The organism is Paenibacillus sp. FSL R7-0128 (genome assembly GCF_038002245.1).
Taxonomy (GTDB): Bacteria; Bacillota; Bacilli; order Paenibacillales; family Paenibacillaceae; genus Paenibacillus_AQ; species Paenibacillus_AQ silagei.
On record NZ_JBBOCD010000001.1, the window covers coordinates 6,655,798 to 6,673,071 of the forward strand.

A 17,274-nucleotide genomic window follows, 5' to 3' on the forward strand; every position below is an offset into this window, starting at 1 on the left:
TCGGGTTTATTTCCCATTAGATTTATAGTTTTCCATTTTTCCTTCAATTCTCCTAATCATCACACCCCCACCGAGTAAATCCCGCCAGCCTTAACCTCAAACGCACCATTCAGTGCCTGAGCGCTGCCGTCCGCAAGCAGCAGCTTCAGTGCCTGCGCATAACTGAGCCGCAGCATCCCATCGCACTTCACTGTAATCCGCGCGTATACCAGAACTCCGGCCCGCCATTCGAGGTCCACCTCATACCCGCCGCGCGCCTTAAGACCCCGGATGCGGCCATTCTTCCAGGCTCCAGGCAGCGCCGGAAGCAGTGTAAGCTCCCCGAGATGACTATGAAGCAGCATCTCTGCGATGCCGGCGGCCGCGCCGAAATTACCGTCAATCTGAAACGGCGGATGCGCGTCGAACAGGTTGGGATAGACGGAGCGGGTTAGCAGCGTGCGCACATAGCCGTAAGCCGCATCGCCGTCTGCGAGCCGGGCATAGAGGTTAATCAGCCAAGCACAGCTCCAGCCGGTATGCCCCCCGCCGGAAGCAACCCGCTGCTCCAGCGTTAAGCGGCTGGCTTCCAGCAGCTCCGGCGTGTCCCGCCTGTTAATCCGGCTGCCCGGATACAGGCTGTACAGATGGGAGACATGGCGGTGCCCTGGCTCGGCTTCAGCGAAGTCATAGAGCCATTCCTGCACCCGTCCATCCTTGCTAATCCTCAGCGGAGACAGCCGGGTGAGTGTCTGCTCCAGCTCCTCCTGAAATTCAGCGTCCACGCCAAGAATACACGCAGCCTCCAGGCAATGCTGCATCAGCTCAGCGATCAGGCTCATATCCATGGCCGAACCCATAGAGATACTGCAAGCTCTGCCGTCCTCCGTGATGAACCGGTTCTCCGGCGAAGTAGACGGACTGGTAACGAGCCACCCCTCCGGTCCTTCCACCAGCCAATCCAGGCAGAAGAGAGCAGCTCCTTTCATTAGCGGATAAGCGGTCTCACTCAAAACCTTCATATCCGGGTTGAATTCGTAATGCTCCCACAGGTGACGGCATAGCCACACGCCGCCCATGGGCCAGAAGGCCCAGCTGGCATCTCCGCCGGACGGTGTGGAAGCCCTCCACAGATCCACATTATGATGGGCTACCCAGCCGCGTGCCCCGTAATGAATAGCCGCGGTTCTGGCCCCGGTCTCACTAAGCTCCTTAATCAGCTCAAGGAGCGGCTCATGACATTCGCTGAGATTGCAGACCTCCGCCAGCCAGTAGTTCATCTGCGTGTTGATATTGGTCGTGTAATTGCTGTTCCATGGCGGCTGAACATGGGCATTCCATATCCCCTGCAGATTCGCTGCCTGTGTTCCAGCCCGTGAGCTGCCCATCAGCAGATAGCGGCCATATTGGAACAATAGGGCCTCCAGCGCCGGGTCTTCTGCCCCCTGCTGATATGCGGCCAGACGTTCATCGGTGGGCCGCTCATCCGCCTCGTGACCGCCAAGCTCCAGATCCATCCGGCGGAAGATCGCCTGATGATCTGCAACGTGGCGTGCGTACAGCTCCTCATAAGTCTTACCGGCCGCAGCGCTTAATCTGCTCGCGCACAGCTCCGCCGGACTTATCCTAGCTGCGGAATACGGTGCTGACGCAGCGGATCTATGGCTTGCTCTGGACCGCACCTCCTCATAGTCCGTTCCGGCAGCCAGCAGTAGCAGTACACGATCTGCTCCGGTGATCACGAGCTTGCCTGCGGAATGCCGGATACTCCCCCCGGTTACCTGTACATGCAGGTGCAGTTCGAATGCTACTCCAAGTCCCTCCTCATAGAGCACCGCGAGCGGATGATCCTGGTGGTAATTGTCGGCAATATGCGAGGGGCAGCGCCCCTTCATTACCAGCCTGTCTCCCTCCCCTGGGCTAACGCTATGCTGTAATTGGCTGTCCAGTTCCAGTTCTAGCTGAATTCCCCCCGGCTGATCGCTTGTCAGATGCACGACTCCGACCTGGTCCGGGGTACTGATAAATACTTCACGGGTGAAGGCTCCCTGCCCGGTCTGATAGGTCACTCTGGCAACTCCGTTATCCAGATCCAGCTCTCTTTCATAGGCCGTACAATTCTCTGCGCCCGGCTGCTTAAGAATCAGGTCCCCGAGCGGCATATAGGCCTGGGCGTTGACCCCCAGCATATGGGCATTCACCATATCCTCGGCCTCCCCATACTGGCCTGCAGCGATTAGCTCCCGGGTTCTTTTCAAATACCTGAGCGCTTCGTAATTATTGGTATCCCGGGGGAACCCGGACCATAAGGTATCCTCATTCAGCGAGATCAGCTCTTTATCCGTACCGCCGAATACCATAGCCCCCATATGCCCGTTCCCGAGCGGCAGCGCCTCTTCCCAGACAGCTGCGGGCTGACGGTATCTGAGCTTCCATGCGGATGTATTTTGTTTAGTTTCCATGTTCTCCTCACCCTTCCTACTAAGTTCTGAATACAGCAAAAGGCCCTGACCTAAGTCGGGCCTTCTGCTTTCTGCTGTACTCTGGATCATGCTACATCCCATTAGGATTTACAGATTTTTGCCTGTCCACAGGGATACTCTCTTCTTCACCAGCTCAGTGAATTCTTTTTCCATATCCTGGGCACCGGCTTTGTCCAGCTCGGCCAGGAAGGCGTCATAGACTTTATCGAAATCAGCCGGTTTGGACAGAATCGCTTCCGGGATACGTTTACGTACGATATCCTGGGTCTTTTTGAAGATGACCTGATATTTACCGTCTGTCGGAACCGGCAGGTTGTACAGAGCACCTGTTTCTTTTACAGGGAATTCATCCTCTTTCGGGAACAGGTCCTTCCAGGTAGTCGCCTTATATCCGGCAAGGGACTCCTTCTCAGCTTCGGAGTACGAAGCAACAATCTGCTCAGGGAAGCTTGTGGTGTAATAGTTGTCTGTTGAATCCTTCACGCCGTCGCCATACCGTGCACCGAAGATCAGGTACTGGCCGATCCCGGTTGTTTTTTGGGTGTTCGCCGTATCGTTTGCTAAGCCGTCACGGATCTCAGGCAGAACCTCGCGCTTGCCATTCGCATCCACAGTATAGTGCTTGTCTTTAATCCCCCAGGTTCTCAGGATCTGGCCTTCATCGGAGGACATCCAGTCCAGCCATTTGATGATCCGCTCAGGATCTTTGGCTGCCGTAGTAATCGCAATGCCGTAGCCGTCGATACCGGTCTGCATGAAGGAATGGTCCTTATACTCTTCGGTCAGGGTTACAGGGAAGTGTCCATAGGTATACTCGTCTTTGCCGGCAGCCTTCAGGGCATTCTCACCGTCGGAGTATTCCCATTCCTGGGAGATCAGACCGAGTACACGGCCGCTGGCCACTTTCGCTTTGTATTGGTCATCCTTTTGTACGAAGGTATCCTTGTCGAGCAGGCCTTGATTGTACATACCGTTCAGCCAGCGGAAATATTCCTTTTCTTCGGCGCGTTTGTAGTGAAGCTTCGCTTCGAAGGTCTCAGGGTCCACATAATATTCACCATCATCCGGTGCACCGGTTGTAGTGAAGGCCGGGTTCGTCACGGTGATCATAATCTTCCAGTCATCAGCGTTCAGCGTCAGCGGAATGGTAGGCTGTCCATCGGTTTCCGGATGCAGAGCGACATAATCCTTAAGCACCTTTTCAAAATCAGCTACAGTCCGCACTTTCGGATAGCCAAGCTCTTTGAGTACACGATGCTGGATTTCAAATCCGCCTGTGGCATCGAAGGATTTCTGGCCGACACCCATATTCGTAGGAATCTGATAGATACTCTGGTCGTCCAGGCTGTACTTCAGACGGTTCATATTCTCGCCGTAGACTTTCTTGAGGTTGGGGCCATATTTGTCAATCAGGTCCGTCATATCAAGGATCAGACCGGCATCCACCAGGGTACTCAGACTTCCTTTAGCGAAAATAATATCAGGAACGTCGCCGCTCGCCGCCATCATCGCAATCTTCTGGTCGCCGCCGCCGCTGCCTACATCGAATTCAGCTTCAAGGGTGACGCCTGTCTTTTCCGTAATGGCTTTACCGACATCATCCTGCATCTTGTTCCAGTTCGGGCTGGCATCCGCTCCGAAGAAGGTGAATGTAGCCGGTGAGGTATCTAGAGCGGTATCATCTGCTGCGGCAGTAGCATCAGGTGTTGTTCCTGAGTTGTTAGGCGTCGTATTGTTGGCTGCATTATTGCCGTTGCCTCCACAACCGGCGATCAGCATTGAGCTCATCAGCAGGAGTGTGAAGATCGTCTTGGTACTCTTGCGGTTCATTGTGTATCCCCCTTGTATCTTAATATGTTGCCTCTATGCATATCAGGTGAGACCTGAATATACCATTGTGAACGCTTGCAAAACTACTATAAATATAAATTACCACTAATTAACACTTTACCCTAAGCGGGTTAGCTGCCCGGCTCTGCACTGAACCCGGCAGCTTCTCCCCTTGTCGCTCTGGGTTAAGGCCTAAGCCTTGACTGCACCCAGCGTCATCCCGCCGACAAAATACTTTTGCAGGAACGGATAGACCACGAGAATCGGCACCGTTACGACAATGGTAATCGCCATCTTGATCGACTCCGGTGAAATCTGCGCCATCTGTCTGGCCATATCATTCGCATTTGCCATTCCGCTGCCCTGATTGGTCGAAGACAGGACCTTCATCAGCTCGAACTGCAGCGTAGTCAGATGCGGCTTGTTGCCGTTGTAGAGATAGGTAGTGAACCACTCATTCCATTGCCCCACGGCCAGGAACAAGGCGATGGTTGCCAGCACCGGCTTACAGAGCGGAAGAATGATTTTGTAGAAAATCATAAAGTCATTCGCCCCATCCAGCTTAGCGGATTCCTGCAGGGCAAACGGCAGGCCGTCCATGAAAGAGCGGATAATGAACACGTTGAACGCGGATACCATACCCGGCAGGATGTAGATCCAGAACGTTCCGATCAGATTCAGGTCCTTCATGAGAATGTACATCGGCACCATACCGCCGGAGAAATACATGGTCAGGGCCAGGAATACCGAGACGAATCTTCTGGCTCTGAACTCCGGACGGCTGAGGGTAAAGGCCAGCATGGAAGCACTGATCAGCCCCAGAAGAGTCCCGGAAAGGGTACGCAGAATCGATATTTTGAAGCCTTGAATCAGCCCCGTATAGCTGAAGATCCGCTGGTAATTCTCCAGAGTCCAGACCCGCGGGAAGATATAGATGCCGCCCCGGACCGTATCTGTAGATTCATTGAAGGAAATCGCCAGCACGTTCAGAAAGGGATATAACGTCACAATCATAATCAGGATTAGAGCGATGTAGAGAAAAACATCGAAGACACGTTCACCTTTTGACATTTGGAATGCTTTGCCACCCATGGATGATCCCCTCCTTACATAATGCTTTCTTTGGCAAATTTCTTCATCAGACCGTTAGCGGTGAACAGCAGGATGACACTGACTACCGAGGTGAACATGCTTATCGCGGTACCGTAGGAGAACCGTCCAATCTGTATCCCGTATTTAAGCGCATACAAATCCAGCACTTCCGAATAATCGGTAACCATGTTGTTCTGCAGCTGGAATTGCTTCTCGAAGCCGATACCGACCAGATGGCCGATATTCATAATCAGCAGCACCATCACCGTTGTGCGGATACCCGGCAGCGTAATATTGAACATCTGCTTGACCCGTCCTGCACCATCGACTTTGGCCGCTTCATACAGCTCTTTATCAATGCCTGTAATCGCTGCCAGATAGATGATCGCGTTCCAGCCCGTTTCCTTCCAAATGTCAGCAGCCGTTAAGACTCCCCAGAAGTATTTCCCTTTGGCCATGAACTGAATCGGCTCATCAATCACATTCATCCAGAGCAGCAGATCGTTCACGATCCCTCCATCGATGGCAAGCGTCTTGTAGACAATCCCGCCTACAACGACCCAGGATACAAAGTGGGGCAGGTAAGATATCGTCTGAACCGATCTCTTGAAGACGTTCCCGCGCAGCTCGTTGAGCATCACGGCGAACAGGATAGGAACCACGAAGCCGAAGATCAGTCCCAGCATGCTCATCGCCAGTGTATTTCTTAATACGAGGTAGAAGCGTTCATCCTGGAACAGCTCCCTGAAGTTGTCCAGTCCGACCCATTTCTGCTCGCTGAACGACCTGACCGGCTTATAATTCTGGAAGGCCATTAGCCATCCCCATATAGGCACATAGCTGAATATAAATACCCAGATTACGAATGGAAGGGACATCAGGTATAAGTACTTTTGCTGGAGTACGCTTTTCCAAAATCCACTATTCCGTTTCGCAGGTGGGCGGGGGGTTACGCTTTCATTTGCTGTAACACCGCTTTCAGTGAGCGCTTTCACGATCATTATTCCCCCTTCGCTTTGATAGCTTTATCTTATCCCAGCGCCGGGGGCGAGAATACCCAACAGATTTCACGTAAAAACCTATAGAAATTAGACATTCTCCCCGCCTGTATCCCCTTAAGCCTTCAAACCACTGTCCTTAGGGATTGAAAATGTAATCCGGGTCCCCTCTCCCTCCCGGCTTGAGATGTTCAGCCCGTGCTCCGCTCCGTAATACAGAGTCAGTCTCTGCTGCACATTGCGCAGCCCGATCCGGCCCTGCTCCTCTTCCTCCGCCTTGGTGATGACCTCCATAATCGCAGCCAACCGATCTTCCGTCATGCCGATCCCGTCATCCATTACAATGACCTGAATCTCCTGATTCTCCGTGAGAGTGACGGCGATGCTGACATGCACCGTACCTTCCTTGTTCTCCAGACCGTGAACGACGGAATTCTCCACCAGCGGCTGGATAATCAGCGGCGGAATCATCACCTCAGCGGCGGCGGGATCGAAGGCAATCTCATACTCCAGCCTGTCCTCGTACCGGAACTTCTGAATCTCCAGATAGGAGCGGATCATCTCAATCTCTTCCTTGATCGGCGCTCTCTCCCGGCCTACTTCCAGGTTCTTGCGCATCAGCTTGCCCAGCAGCCGGACAATATTGGCGATCTCCCTCTCTCCCCGCAGATGGGCGTTCATCCGGATCGACTCCAGCGCGTTGAACAGAAAATGCGGATGAATCTGGCTGGCCATCATCTTCAGCTTAATCTCCCGCTGCGCGATCTCCAGCGTACTGTTCTTCTCATTGCTCTCTATCACCTGGGTAATCAGCTGGTTGATGCTGGCTACCATGTAGTTGAACTGGCGCGACAGCTGGCCGATCTCGTCTGTTCCATCAATGTGGGAGACGATGTTCAGGTTCCCGAGGGCGACTTGATTGAGCTGGCGGCTCAGCCGCAGCAGCCGGTTGCTCGTCAGCAGCGAGATGGTGTATACCAGTACAAGCGCAACCAGCAGCACCCCGATTACGATGAACAGACCCAGCTGACTCACCTTGTTGGCATCGCTCAGAATGCTTTTGGTCTCGAACACCGAGATAATCTTCAGCTTGCTGACACTCAGCTCAGGGATCATTTCATCGATGATAACGTAGGAATCCTTGTCCTTCACCTGCGTTGTGAACACGCCCTTGGACTGCGCCTGCACATCAATTCCAATGTCAAAAGCATCCACCGTGCTGCCTACCAGCTGCGGGTTTTTGGCGGATACAATATAGCCCTGCTCATCAATAATGATCGTCTCGAACGGCTCCTGGTGCAGCATCTGGTTCAGCTCATCCTGATTCACCTGCACCATCAGAATTCCTGACTTGCTGTATTCAGGGTAGGGAACCTGGCGGATCAGACTCAGCTTGTTGATGGTCCCTTTGGGGCTGTTGATATAAGGGTCCTTGTCGTGGATATACATCCAGTAGATCTGATTGTTCTGCATAGCCTGTGTATACCAGTTTCTCGTACGGATCTCCGGCGTTACCGGCGCGATGGACATATCGTCCACCAGTGTGGGATTATCGATGAAAAAGCGGATATTGGAGATCTCCCGGTACCGCAGCACATATTCCTTGAGGTCGGTATAATTCAGGTAGGCCTTGGTCAGCTCCAGAATACTCGGATAATGCGTATTGACCAGCCGCTCCAGATCCTCATCGAAATAGAGCAGATTCGAAATATCTGTGGGGACCCGCAGCTTGCTGTACAACTGGCTTTTGATCTTTTCCACGTTGTTGGTGGCCTGATCTATCGCTCTGTTCAAGGCTCCCTCCCGAAAATAATTTGTCAGAATCACCCCTGCAATCAGCACGGGAATCATCACCACTATGATATAAAAGAAGATCAGCTTGTATTTCAGCTTCATGTTATTGACCATCCGCACCAGCTTCTTGATATCAATCTCCCCCTCTCTATACAAACAGGCTGCTCCCGGATCTTCTGCAAGAAGGGGAACAGCCTGTATATCATAAGCCTCATACCTGAATCTCTGCAAGCTTGCCGCGACCTACAGTTCCAAATTTCCCCTCCGCTTCTTTTTGCTTTTCGTTAAGTGCTTTCGCGCTTCTTATATAAATTTAGTTCTCCTTGCGGTATGCGCTTGGGGAGACGCCGACATATTTGCGGAATTTGGCATTGAAGTAATCAGAGTTCATGTACCCGACCTGCTCGGCCACCTCATAGACCTTCATGCCCTGGGTCAGCAGCTGCTTGGCCTTCTCGATCCGCACCTTATCCAGATATGTGTTGAAGTGCTCGCCCACCTGGTTCTTGAACATTTTACCCAAGTAGGCGCTATTGTAGTTAAAAATCTCCGCAAGTGTGCCCAGCTTCAAATTCTCCTTATACCGGCGCTGGATCAGATCCGTGATCCGCTTAATCTCATCGCCGCGTCCGCTTCCGCTGCCCGTCAGCCTGGAGAGCTGCTCCATATAGCCCGACACCAGCCGCTCTGCATCATGCAGGTATCTGCTGCTGTAGACCTCGCCCATCGGCGAGGCTTGTCCGGCAATCAGCGGGCGCAGCTCGGGACTCGCTGCCTCCAGCCGGGCAATCGTGCTGCTGACAATCCGCAGCAGCTGGTCCTTGATATAGGTCTCGTCCCGCTGGGTATGCACGAGCTTGCGGATAATCTGCAGCGTAAGCTCCCTGGCTACCTCGCTACTGCCAGCCTCTACTGCCAGCAGCAGCTGCACCTCGATATCACGCTCGGGGTCCAGCTCCTCCTCCGGTTCAACCGCGCCTTGTGTAGGCTCCTCCCACAGGTCCGGCATTCCACAGAGCAGTGTGTTCTTCTGCCCGAAGAAGGCATCCTCCAGCCGGGCGCGCGCAGCCCCGAAGGACTCTCCGGCCTCTTCCGGCCGGACAGCTGCTCCGCCCGCTGCGGCCACGAACTCCAGCCCCTCCTTCGAGATCAGGTGGTGCAGCTCCTGCCAGAGCGCCGCCCGGGCGCGTTCATCCGGGAGCGGCTCCTTCAGCAGAATTCCCATGTACGGGGGAAGGGTGAAGAAGAAGCCGTGCCCCTCCTGCTCCTGCCAATGCCGCTCCATCAGCCGCTTCACCACATCTTCGCGGGCATCCTCACCCTTGTTAAGCCCTTTCAATTCCAGCAGCACCACTTCGCAGCTGCTGTCAGTGAGGCCCAGTTCAGCCGCGGCTTCCCCGCCTTCCTTCGAATTCGACTGCAGCAGCTCCCGCACCAGCACCTCGGTAGTTCTTGCCGGCTCCAGAGCCTGCCATTCGTTGATCCGTTCCTCCAGGCTGATCTTCTCCCGCAGCTCCTGCAGATAGCTGATCAGCTCCTCCTCATCCACCGGCTTGAGTAAATATCCGTCAATATGATAGGAAATAGCCTGCTTCGCATATTCAAAATCGGCATAGCCGCTCAGAATCAGCACATGGCAGCCCGGACTTTCCTTGCGCAGCTCAGCGATTAATTCCAGTCCGGTCATTCCCGGCATACGGATATCCGCCATCACAAGTCCAGGTTGCAGCTCACGGAATTTGTCCAGCGCTTCATAACCGTTAGCCGCTGTCGCCACCACGGTATACCCCTCTTCCTCCCAGGGAATCAAGGTGCGCATCCCTTCCCTCAGCTTGGGCTCATCATCCACAATCAGTACTTTGATCAATTGGGGCCTCCCTTCATGCCGTACTCGAGCTTCCGAGCCGGAATTTATCTTACTAAATAAGGAACACTTAAAATTGTACTTGAAGCAGTGTCGTCACTGCGGTGAACATTTGGACTTCCGGCCGCTGTTGTCACCAGATAGTCTTCTTATATAGATCTTATACCCTAAAGAAAACAAGCTGCCACCCTTTACAGGATGGCAGTCATTCCGTGCGGATATTCTATTTACGGTAAGAAGCCAGCTTCTCATTCAGTTCGCGGGTCTGGCCGTATACATCCTGATACAAAGCGAAGATCCCGTCATATAGCGCCGCCTGATCTGCATTAGGGGTATAGGTCTCTGCCGGACGGATGAAGGCTTCCGCACATGCACCTAGGGACTCGAACCAGCCTGCGCCATAGGCTGCCAGCATAGCTGCGCCCATAGCCGGACCCTGCTCGCTCTCCAGCTTGATGATCGTAGCGCCGAAGATATCAGCCTGCATCTGCAGCCAGGCTTCATTCTTGGCCCCGCCGCCGATCGCCACGACCTCGGTAATCTCTTTGCCGGATTCACGCACAATCTCAATCGATTCACGCAGCGAGAACGTGATGCCTTCCAGCACAGCCCGGGTAAAGTGGGACAGGGTATGTCCGGAATCCATACCGATGAAGCTGCCGCGGATGCTCGCATCCGGGTGCGGGGTGCGTTCCCCGCTGATGTAAGGGGTGAACAAGAGACCGCTGCTGCCAGCCGGGATTTCGTTCACTCCCTGCAACAATTCGTCGAAGCTCTTGTCTGCCGCAAAGGTCTCCTTGAACCAAGTCAGGCTGTGTCCTGCCGCCAGGGTAACACCCATGATATAGAAGGCATCCTTCTCACTGTGGTTGAAGAAATGCACCTTGCCTTCGAGGTTAAGATCCTTGTTGCTCTCGTAGGACAATGCCACACCGGAAGTCCCGATGCTGCACATCGTCCGGCCTTCACCCAGAATGCCGGCACCCAGTGCGCCGCAGGCATTGTCTGCCCCGCCGGCGAACACCTTGGTGGTAGGAAGCAGGCCGGAGGCTTCGGCAACTGCCGGAAGCAGAGTTCCTGTCTGCTCGAAGGATTCCACGAGTCTCGGGCAGAGGGAGACCGGCAGATCGAACGCTCCGGCAATCTCCGCACTCCACTGCTTCGCGCCAACGTCGAGCAGCAGGGTTCCGGCTGCGTCAGAGTAGTCCATAGCGTAGTCACCCGTCAGGTGGTAGCGCACATAATCCTTCGGCAGCAGGAACAATTCAGCCTTCGCGAGTACCTCCGGCTCATGCTCCTGGACCCACAGAATCTTCGGAAGTGTGAAGCCTTCGAGCGCGCGGTTTCTGGCGATATCGATCAGCTTGCTGCCGAGCTTCTTCTCAATTTTGCGGCATTCCGCAGTCGTACGTGTATCATTCCATAGAATGGCGGGACGCAGCGCCTTGCCTTCGCCGTCAACGAGCACAAGCCCGTGCATCTGGCCGGAGAAGCTGATACCGTCGATCTGTCCAGGCTCTGCACCCGATACTTCCATCAGACGCTTCAGACTGGCAATGGTTCCCTTCACCCAATCCTCTGGGTTCTGCTCACTCCAGTTCGGCTGGGGTCTGCTGAGCGGATACGCTTCAGAGTGCTCAAAAGCCACCTTGCCCTGAGGATCTACCAGTACAGTCTTTACCGCGCTGGTTCCAAGATCGACGCCAATTACATATTTCATAGTTATCCTCCTAAAAGTTTTGCGGGGTTCCGCATCCTGTATTCTCTTCGAGCAAAACTCGCTTCGTAAGCATACGCTTAGTTATATGAAGCATTACTTCTCTTGGAACATCTCCGCAATATAACTCGCTTCGTAAGCATAATCTTAAGTTTTGCGGGGTTCCGCATCCTGTATTCTCTTCGAGCAAAACTCGCTTCGTAAGCATCAGCCGTTCCAACGGTTTCAATCCACTGAAGATGCGGCCGCGATTGTATTTCCTGCAATAGATTCTCGTTAAATCGGCGGAAAATCGTAGGCAATTGCACTTTGTACACTAGAATTCCATGAAAAGGCTGTTTTGTACGGTATCCTCAAATATCTGTTGTACGGAATACAGCAGAATGCTATTTTGCAGCCAAATTAGAGCATTCTACTGCACTAAATACACTCACACAGTCCTAGTAGAGCATCAGAGCTAAACAAGTGAATTTATTCAATAAACAAGGTAATGTATGAAGATGCGTATGAACCGAACCAATCGGTGGTAGTTGTATTCTGTACATCTAAATAGAGTGAAACGAAAGATTCTCCTCTTCTAACTGTACTTTGTACAACTAAATCTGCCCGAATAGGCGAAAACCCGGGTACGGAGGCAGTTTAATTGTATGAATTACAACTAAACGGATATTCGGCGGTACATCAGATGATTTAGTTGTATAAAATGCATTTCCAGTATTAAAAAAGGGGCTGCCGAAGAATGCTCTCTTCAGCAACCCCCGTTGCGTGTATTCTCTAATGAATCTGCGGGCAATCCCGCAAATCCGGCAGCGTCTTACTCAGCAGTCAGGATGTACTGGTTAAGTGTAGCTCTCAGCAGTTCCTGACGTCCGGATTTGTTCGGACGCGGGCTCTCGTTGTTCAGCGCGTAGTCAGCCAGCGAAGCCAGTGTCGCTTTGCCGGATACGATGTCAGCGCCAACGCCTTCGTTGAAGCTGCTGTAACGCTCAGCGATGAAGTTCTCGAATACGCCGTCTTCCAGCAGCTTAGCAGCTACCTTCAGGCCCTTAGCGTATACGTCCATACCGGAGATATGTGCCAGGAACAGATCCTCAGGCTCGAAGGAAGGACGGCGTACTTTGGAGTCAAAGTTGATTCCGCCTTTGCCCAGACCATCGTTCTTCAGTACTTCATAGAGAGTCAGTGTAGCATCGTAGATGCTTGCAGGGAATTCATCTGTATCCCAGCCGAGCAATGGATCGCCCTGGTTCGCATCGAGTGATCCCAGCATACCGTTGATACGGGCTACGTGCAGCTCGTGCTCAAATGTGTGGCCAGCCAGTGTAGCATGGTTCGCTTCAAGGTTCAGCTTGAAGTGCTTATCCAGGTTGTACTTCTGCAGGAATGCGATGCAGGTTGCTGCATCGAAGTCATACTGGTGCTTGGTAGGCTCTTTCGGCTTAGGCTCGATCAGGAACTGGCCGTCGAAGCCGATTTCCTTCGCATAATCTACAGCCATACTGAACAGGCGGGCAATGTTGTCCTGCTCCAGTTGCATATTGGTGTTCAGCAGTGTTTCATAACCTTCACGGCCGCCCCAGAATACATAGTTGTCAGCGCCCAGACGTTTACCCACTTCCAGACCTTTCTTCACTTGTGCAGCAGCGTGTGCGAATACGTCAGCGTTGCAGGTGGAGCCTGCACCGTGCATGTAGCGCGGGTTGGTGAACATGTTGGCAGTGTTCCACAGCAGTTTTTTGCCGGAAGCCTTCATGCCTTGTTCAAGGATGTCTACGATCGTATCGATGTTGCTGTAGAATTCACGCAGGGACGCGCCTTCAGGAGCGATGTCCACATCATGGAAGCAGTAGTACTGCAGGTCCATCTTCTCCATGAATTCGAATGCTGCTTCTGCACGGGCCTTAGCCTTGTCCAGCGTGCTCAGTTTGTCCCAAGCGCGGACTGCAGTTTCAGCGCCGAACGGGTCGGAACCGCCAGCTGTTAATGTATGCCAGTAAGCCATTGCAAATTTCAGGTGTTCTTCCATTGTTTTGCCGGCTACGATTTCTGTAGGATTGTAGAATTTGAATGCATAAGGGTTGGTGGAACGGCTTCCCTCGTAAGAGATCTTGCTCACTGTTTCAAAATAAGCCATTTGTAAAATCCTCCTCGATATTTTGCTTCGCCCGCAAGCGTTTACAGCATCATCTTAACACATCTCTTTGACTTTGTATATTGGTTAAACAAAGTTTTTTTATTTTTATTTTCCCCGCTGTTTCGCGTGTCTACCGGAGCTTATATTCACCTTCATAAGTTCCAGTTATTTAAAAATATGTAACGTTCGGACCGTCCAGCTCCAACGGATATAGTTGCATTTTTACGCTCTTCATTCTAGACTAGGGGGCATACCCGCGCAGCGGAGAGCGTCTTCACAGCTACCCTCCTCCCGCCTGTGCAAGGGCCCAGTAATCTACTCGGTTCTATACTGATAAATTCTTATATTGTAAAAGGAAGTGTGCTGCTTGAAAGTTACCGGTGATCAGGCGCTGGTCAAAAAAATAAACAAATCGATTATTTTACATACCATCCGTATGCATTCCCCCATCTCGCGGGCCAAGGTGTCCGAGGTGACAGGATTGAATAAAGCTACCGTCTCCAATCTGGTAGCCGAGCTATGCGGGCAGCAGCTCGTAACCGAGGCTGGACCCGGAGAATCCAGCGGCGGGCGTAAGCCGCTGATGCTGCATTTTAACGAAATGGCGGGAAGTGTGATCGGGATCGAGCTGCGCGTGAAACAGCTTAAGGCCGTACTCTGCAACCTGGGGGGCGGCATTCTTCATGAACGGGACAGTGTGCTGGAGAACCACGACTTCCCTTATGTGCTCGGGCAGATGCAGCAGATGATTTCGGAGCTAATCGCTACGGCCCCGCCTTCACATTATGGACTCGTCGGCATTGGTGTCGGCGTCCCGGGAATGGTCGATGAGCACGGCGTTGTCCTGTTCGCGCCCAACCTGGGCTGGGAGATGGTAGACCTGCGTTCGATTCTGGAAAGCGCCTTCGCGGTGCCAGTCACCATTGATAATGAGGCCAACGCAGGGGCTCAGGGTGAGCTGAACTTCGGGGCGGCCCGCGATGTGCGCCATCTGCTGTATATCAGCGCAGGCTCGGGGATCGGGTCGGGGATTATTATCGGCGGAGAGTTGTACAAGGGCGCGCGCGGCTATGCGGGTGAGACCGGACATATGACGATTGAAGCGGAAGGCAAGCCTTGCAGCTGCGGCAGCCGGGGCTGCTGGGAGCTGTACGCCTCCGAGAAAACCTATGATAACCCCGGCCTCTCCCTCCCGGCCCGCACAACGACCGGACTGGTCAAGTATGCGCTTGAGGGGCAGTCCGATACGCTAAGCCATTTCAACTCCATTGGAGAGTATCTGGGGATCGGAGTTACCAATCTGATCAACAGCTTCAACCCTGAGCTGATCGTGATCGGCGGCGCTCTATCGGAGGCGGAGCCGTGGCTCGGCGAGCCGCTGCGCCGGGTGGTAGCTGAGCGTACCCTCCCCTACCACAAGCAGCAGCTCGAAATCACCTTCTCCAGGCTGGGAAGCCGGGGAACCATGATTGGAGCGGGTTTTTCAGCGGTGATGCATTTTCTGGGCAACATCCGCGTCACCCTATAGACCCTTAAATTCTTATATTTCTTAAAATCGCCGCATTTTTTTCTGCATTTCCTGCTCTATAAGGAGTGGCTATCCTATATAATAAGGATACTCGTGTGACATTTGTCACCACACCCCTTTTTCTGAAATGGAGAGAGAATCCATGACTTATGTTGATACGTCTGATATTTCGGCGAAGATGTTCATCGCAGTGCTGCTGCTGCTGCTCATCATTGCTCCGCTCGTCAGCCTCGGTGTCCTGCGTCTGTTCCAGTCGCGGAAGAAATCGGGATTCCTCCTTATCGCCAGCGGCATTGCCGTCTATGCTGTCTTTCAGATGTTCATGTCTCTTACCTGAGGCCTGCAAGCAGACAGAAATGACGTAAGCAAGTAGAGAAGCAGCATTTAAGATTGTTCATTTTCGCTAAAGCAGGCCAGGCCAATGGGCAGATTTAAATGTTGTTTTTCCTCCGCATGCACCGCAAAAAGCCGCCTCCCACCGGGAAGCGGCTCTATATATTTCAGGACTGCCGGCTATTATTCCGTTGCAGCCAAAGCCTTGTCGAACTTGGTCTTGTTCATACCGACGATCTTCATATCCCCGATCACCGTAATCGGCACAGCTCTCATGCCCATATCCCACACCTGCTGGGCGTACTCTTCATTCTGCTCGATGTTGCGTTCTTCGTAGGCTACCCCTTTATCGCTCAGGAAGCTTTTCACCTGACGGCAATGCGGGCAATTCGTCGATGTGTACACAATTACATTCTCCATAGTATGATTTCCTCCTCGTATCTAAGTATTAGACTCTGAGCTCTATTGTAGCACCGGAATCCCTGCTTCTCCAAATGCCAGACTTACATAATTACCGCGCTGTGCTCCAGGCTCTCGATATATTTCTCGGCATCCATAGCCGCCATACAGCCGCTGCCTGCAGCCGTAATGGCCTGTCTGTAACGGGTATCCTGCACATCGCCGCAGGCGAATACGCCGGGAATGTTCGTCTCGGAGGTGCCGGGATTCGATACGATATAACCGTTGGCATCCGTAGTGATCTGTCCGCCCAGGAATGCCGTATTCGGATGATGGCCGACCGCCACGAATACGCCGCTGGCTTCAATGAACTCTTCTTCGCCAGTCTCGTTGTTGACAACCTTCAGCCCGGTTACGCCCTTGTCTCCGGCAATCACTTCAACAGGGGTGCGGTTCAGTCCCCAGGTCACTTTGGCGTTATCACGGACACGATCCTGCATAATCTTCGAGGCCCGCAGCTCTTCACGGCGGTGCACCAGGGTTACCTTGGATGCAAAGCGTGTCAGGAAGCCCGCTTCTTCAAGCGCGGAATCGCCGCCGCCGACCACCACGATCTCTTTGCCGCGGAAGAAAAATCCGTCACAGGTAGCACAAGTGCTGACCCCGCGGCCAATATTATCCTGTTCCCCGGGAATTCCGAGATACTTGGCTGTGGCACCCGTGGAGATAATCAGCGTATCCGTAATCAGTGTGCCCATACCTTCCACGTTAAGCTTGAACGGACGGTCGCCCAGCTCCACGCTGTTCACCCAGCCGGTCACGAACTGTGCGCCGAATCGCTCAGCCTGCTTGCGCATATTATCCATCAGATCGGGACCCAGAATGCCTTCCGGGAATCCCGGGAAGTTCTCGATCTCCGTTGTAGTTGTAAGCTGTCCGCCTGGCTGCGGACCTTCGATAACGAGCGGGTTCAGGTTCGCACGGGCCAAATATATAGCAGCTGTCAATCCGGCCGGTCCAGTACCGACAATAATTGATTTGTACATGATGATATCCCCCTTGAGATGGACGGAAAAGACGCCATTCCTTATTTAAAATAATTATAATCTAGTATTTATTATGA

The 17,274-nt window shown here is 53.0% G+C and carries 12 protein-coding genes; 2 read left to right on the forward strand and 10 right to left on the reverse strand.

Going from position 1 to position 17,274, the window contains the following annotated elements:
- Positions 1-59: 59 nt before the first annotated feature.
- The 8 genes from NST26_RS28275 to xylA all read right to left on the reverse strand — a co-directional run bounded on the left by NST26_RS28275 (position 60) and on the right by xylA (position 13,891).
- On the reverse strand, positions 60-2,441 hold the full coding sequence (locus tag NST26_RS28275; protein WP_340957937.1) for a glycoside hydrolase family 95 protein: 2,382 nt from the start codon (positions 2,439-2,441) through the stop codon (positions 60-62).
- Positions 2,442-2,549: 108 nt separating this feature from the next.
- Positions 2,550-4,292: an ABC transporter substrate-binding protein gene (locus NST26_RS28280; protein ID WP_340957936.1), complete on the reverse strand. Its 1,743-nt coding sequence runs from the start codon at positions 4,290-4,292 to the stop codon at positions 2,550-2,552.
- 192 nt (positions 4,293-4,484) lie between these two features.
- Complete coding sequence (locus NST26_RS28285; RefSeq protein WP_340957935.1) at positions 4,485-5,384, reverse strand: carbohydrate ABC transporter permease; 900 nt, start codon at positions 5,382-5,384, stop codon at positions 4,485-4,487.
- Positions 5,385-5,398: 14 nt separating this feature from the next.
- Positions 5,399-6,385 (reverse strand): ABC transporter permease, encoded by a 987-nt coding sequence (locus NST26_RS28290; protein ID WP_081751337.1) that lies wholly within the window; start codon positions 6,383-6,385, stop codon positions 5,399-5,401.
- A gap of 114 nt (positions 6,386-6,499) precedes the next feature.
- Positions 6,500-8,290, reverse strand: coding sequence for a sensor histidine kinase (locus NST26_RS28295; RefSeq protein WP_339314982.1), 1,791 nt, complete (start codon positions 8,288-8,290; stop codon positions 6,500-6,502).
- A 199-nt stretch (positions 8,291-8,489) separates the two neighbouring features.
- Complete coding sequence (locus NST26_RS28300) at positions 8,490-10,043, reverse strand: response regulator transcription factor (protein ID WP_340980375.1); 1,554 nt, start codon at positions 10,041-10,043, stop codon at positions 8,490-8,492.
- Positions 10,044-10,263: 220 nt separating this feature from the next.
- Entirely contained in the window at positions 10,264-11,760 is a 1,497-nt protein-coding gene (gene xylB / locus NST26_RS28305; protein WP_340957933.1) for a xylulokinase, read from the reverse strand.
- Between the two features lie 811 nt (positions 11,761-12,571).
- Positions 12,572-13,891 carry a xylose isomerase gene (gene xylA / locus NST26_RS28310; RefSeq protein WP_036730361.1) on the reverse strand — a complete coding sequence of 440 codons (1,320 nt, stop codon included), beginning with the start codon at positions 13,889-13,891 and terminating at the stop codon, positions 12,572-12,574.
- Between the two features lie 367 nt (positions 13,892-14,258).
- Here xylA and NST26_RS28315 point away from each other — a divergent pair, with 367 nt between their 5' ends.
- Positions 14,259-15,419, forward strand: coding sequence for an ROK family transcriptional regulator (locus NST26_RS28315; RefSeq protein WP_340957932.1), 1,161 nt, complete (start codon positions 14,259-14,261; stop codon positions 15,417-15,419).
- Positions 15,420-15,561: 142 nt separating this feature from the next.
- Entirely contained in the window at positions 15,562-15,756 is a 195-nt protein-coding gene (locus tag NST26_RS28320) for a hypothetical protein (RefSeq protein WP_036694925.1), read from the forward strand.
- A 179-nt stretch (positions 15,757-15,935) separates the two neighbouring features.
- Here NST26_RS28320 and NST26_RS28325 read toward each other — a convergent pair whose 3' ends face one another.
- Both NST26_RS28325 and trxB read right to left on the reverse strand, forming a co-directional pair.
- Positions 15,936-16,172, reverse strand: coding sequence for a glutaredoxin family protein (locus NST26_RS28325; protein ID WP_036694922.1), 237 nt, complete (start codon positions 16,170-16,172; stop codon positions 15,936-15,938).
- 83 nt (positions 16,173-16,255) lie between these two features.
- Complete coding sequence (gene trxB / locus NST26_RS28330) at positions 16,256-17,197, reverse strand: thioredoxin-disulfide reductase (RefSeq protein WP_340957931.1); 942 nt, start codon at positions 17,195-17,197, stop codon at positions 16,256-16,258.
- Positions 17,198-17,274 lie beyond the last annotated feature (77 nt).

Coding starts and splice junctions, on each gene's coding strand:
- NST26_RS28275 (WP_340957937.1), bottom strand. CDS start 2,441: ATGGAAACTAAACAAAATACATCCGCATGGAAGCTCAGATACCGTCAG.
- NST26_RS28280 (WP_340957936.1), bottom strand. CDS start 4,292: ATGAACCGCAAGAGTACCAAGACGATCTTCACACTCCTGCTGATGAGC.
- NST26_RS28285 (WP_340957935.1), bottom strand. CDS start 5,384: ATGGGTGGCAAAGCATTCCAAATGTCAAAAGGTGAACGTGTCTTCGAT.
- NST26_RS28290 (WP_081751337.1), bottom strand. CDS start 6,385: ATGATCGTGAAAGCGCTCACTGAAAGCGGTGTTACAGCAAATGAAAGC.
- NST26_RS28295 (WP_339314982.1), bottom strand. CDS start 8,290: ATGGTCAATAACATGAAGCTGAAATACAAGCTGATCTTCTTTTATATC.
- xylB (WP_340957933.1), bottom strand. CDS start 11,760: ATGAAATATGTAATTGGCGTCGATCTTGGAACCAGCGCGGTAAAGACT.
- xylA (WP_036730361.1), bottom strand. CDS start 13,891: ATGGCTTATTTTGAAACAGTGAGCAAGATCTCTTACGAGGGAAGCCGT.
- NST26_RS28320 (WP_036694925.1), top strand. CDS start 15,562: ATGACTTATGTTGATACGTCTGATATTTCGGCGAAGATGTTCATCGCA.
- NST26_RS28325 (WP_036694922.1), bottom strand. CDS start 16,172: ATGGAGAATGTAATTGTGTACACATCGACGAATTGCCCGCATTGCCGT.
- trxB (WP_340957931.1), bottom strand. CDS start 17,197: ATGTACAAATCAATTATTGTCGGTACTGGACCGGCCGGATTGACAGCT.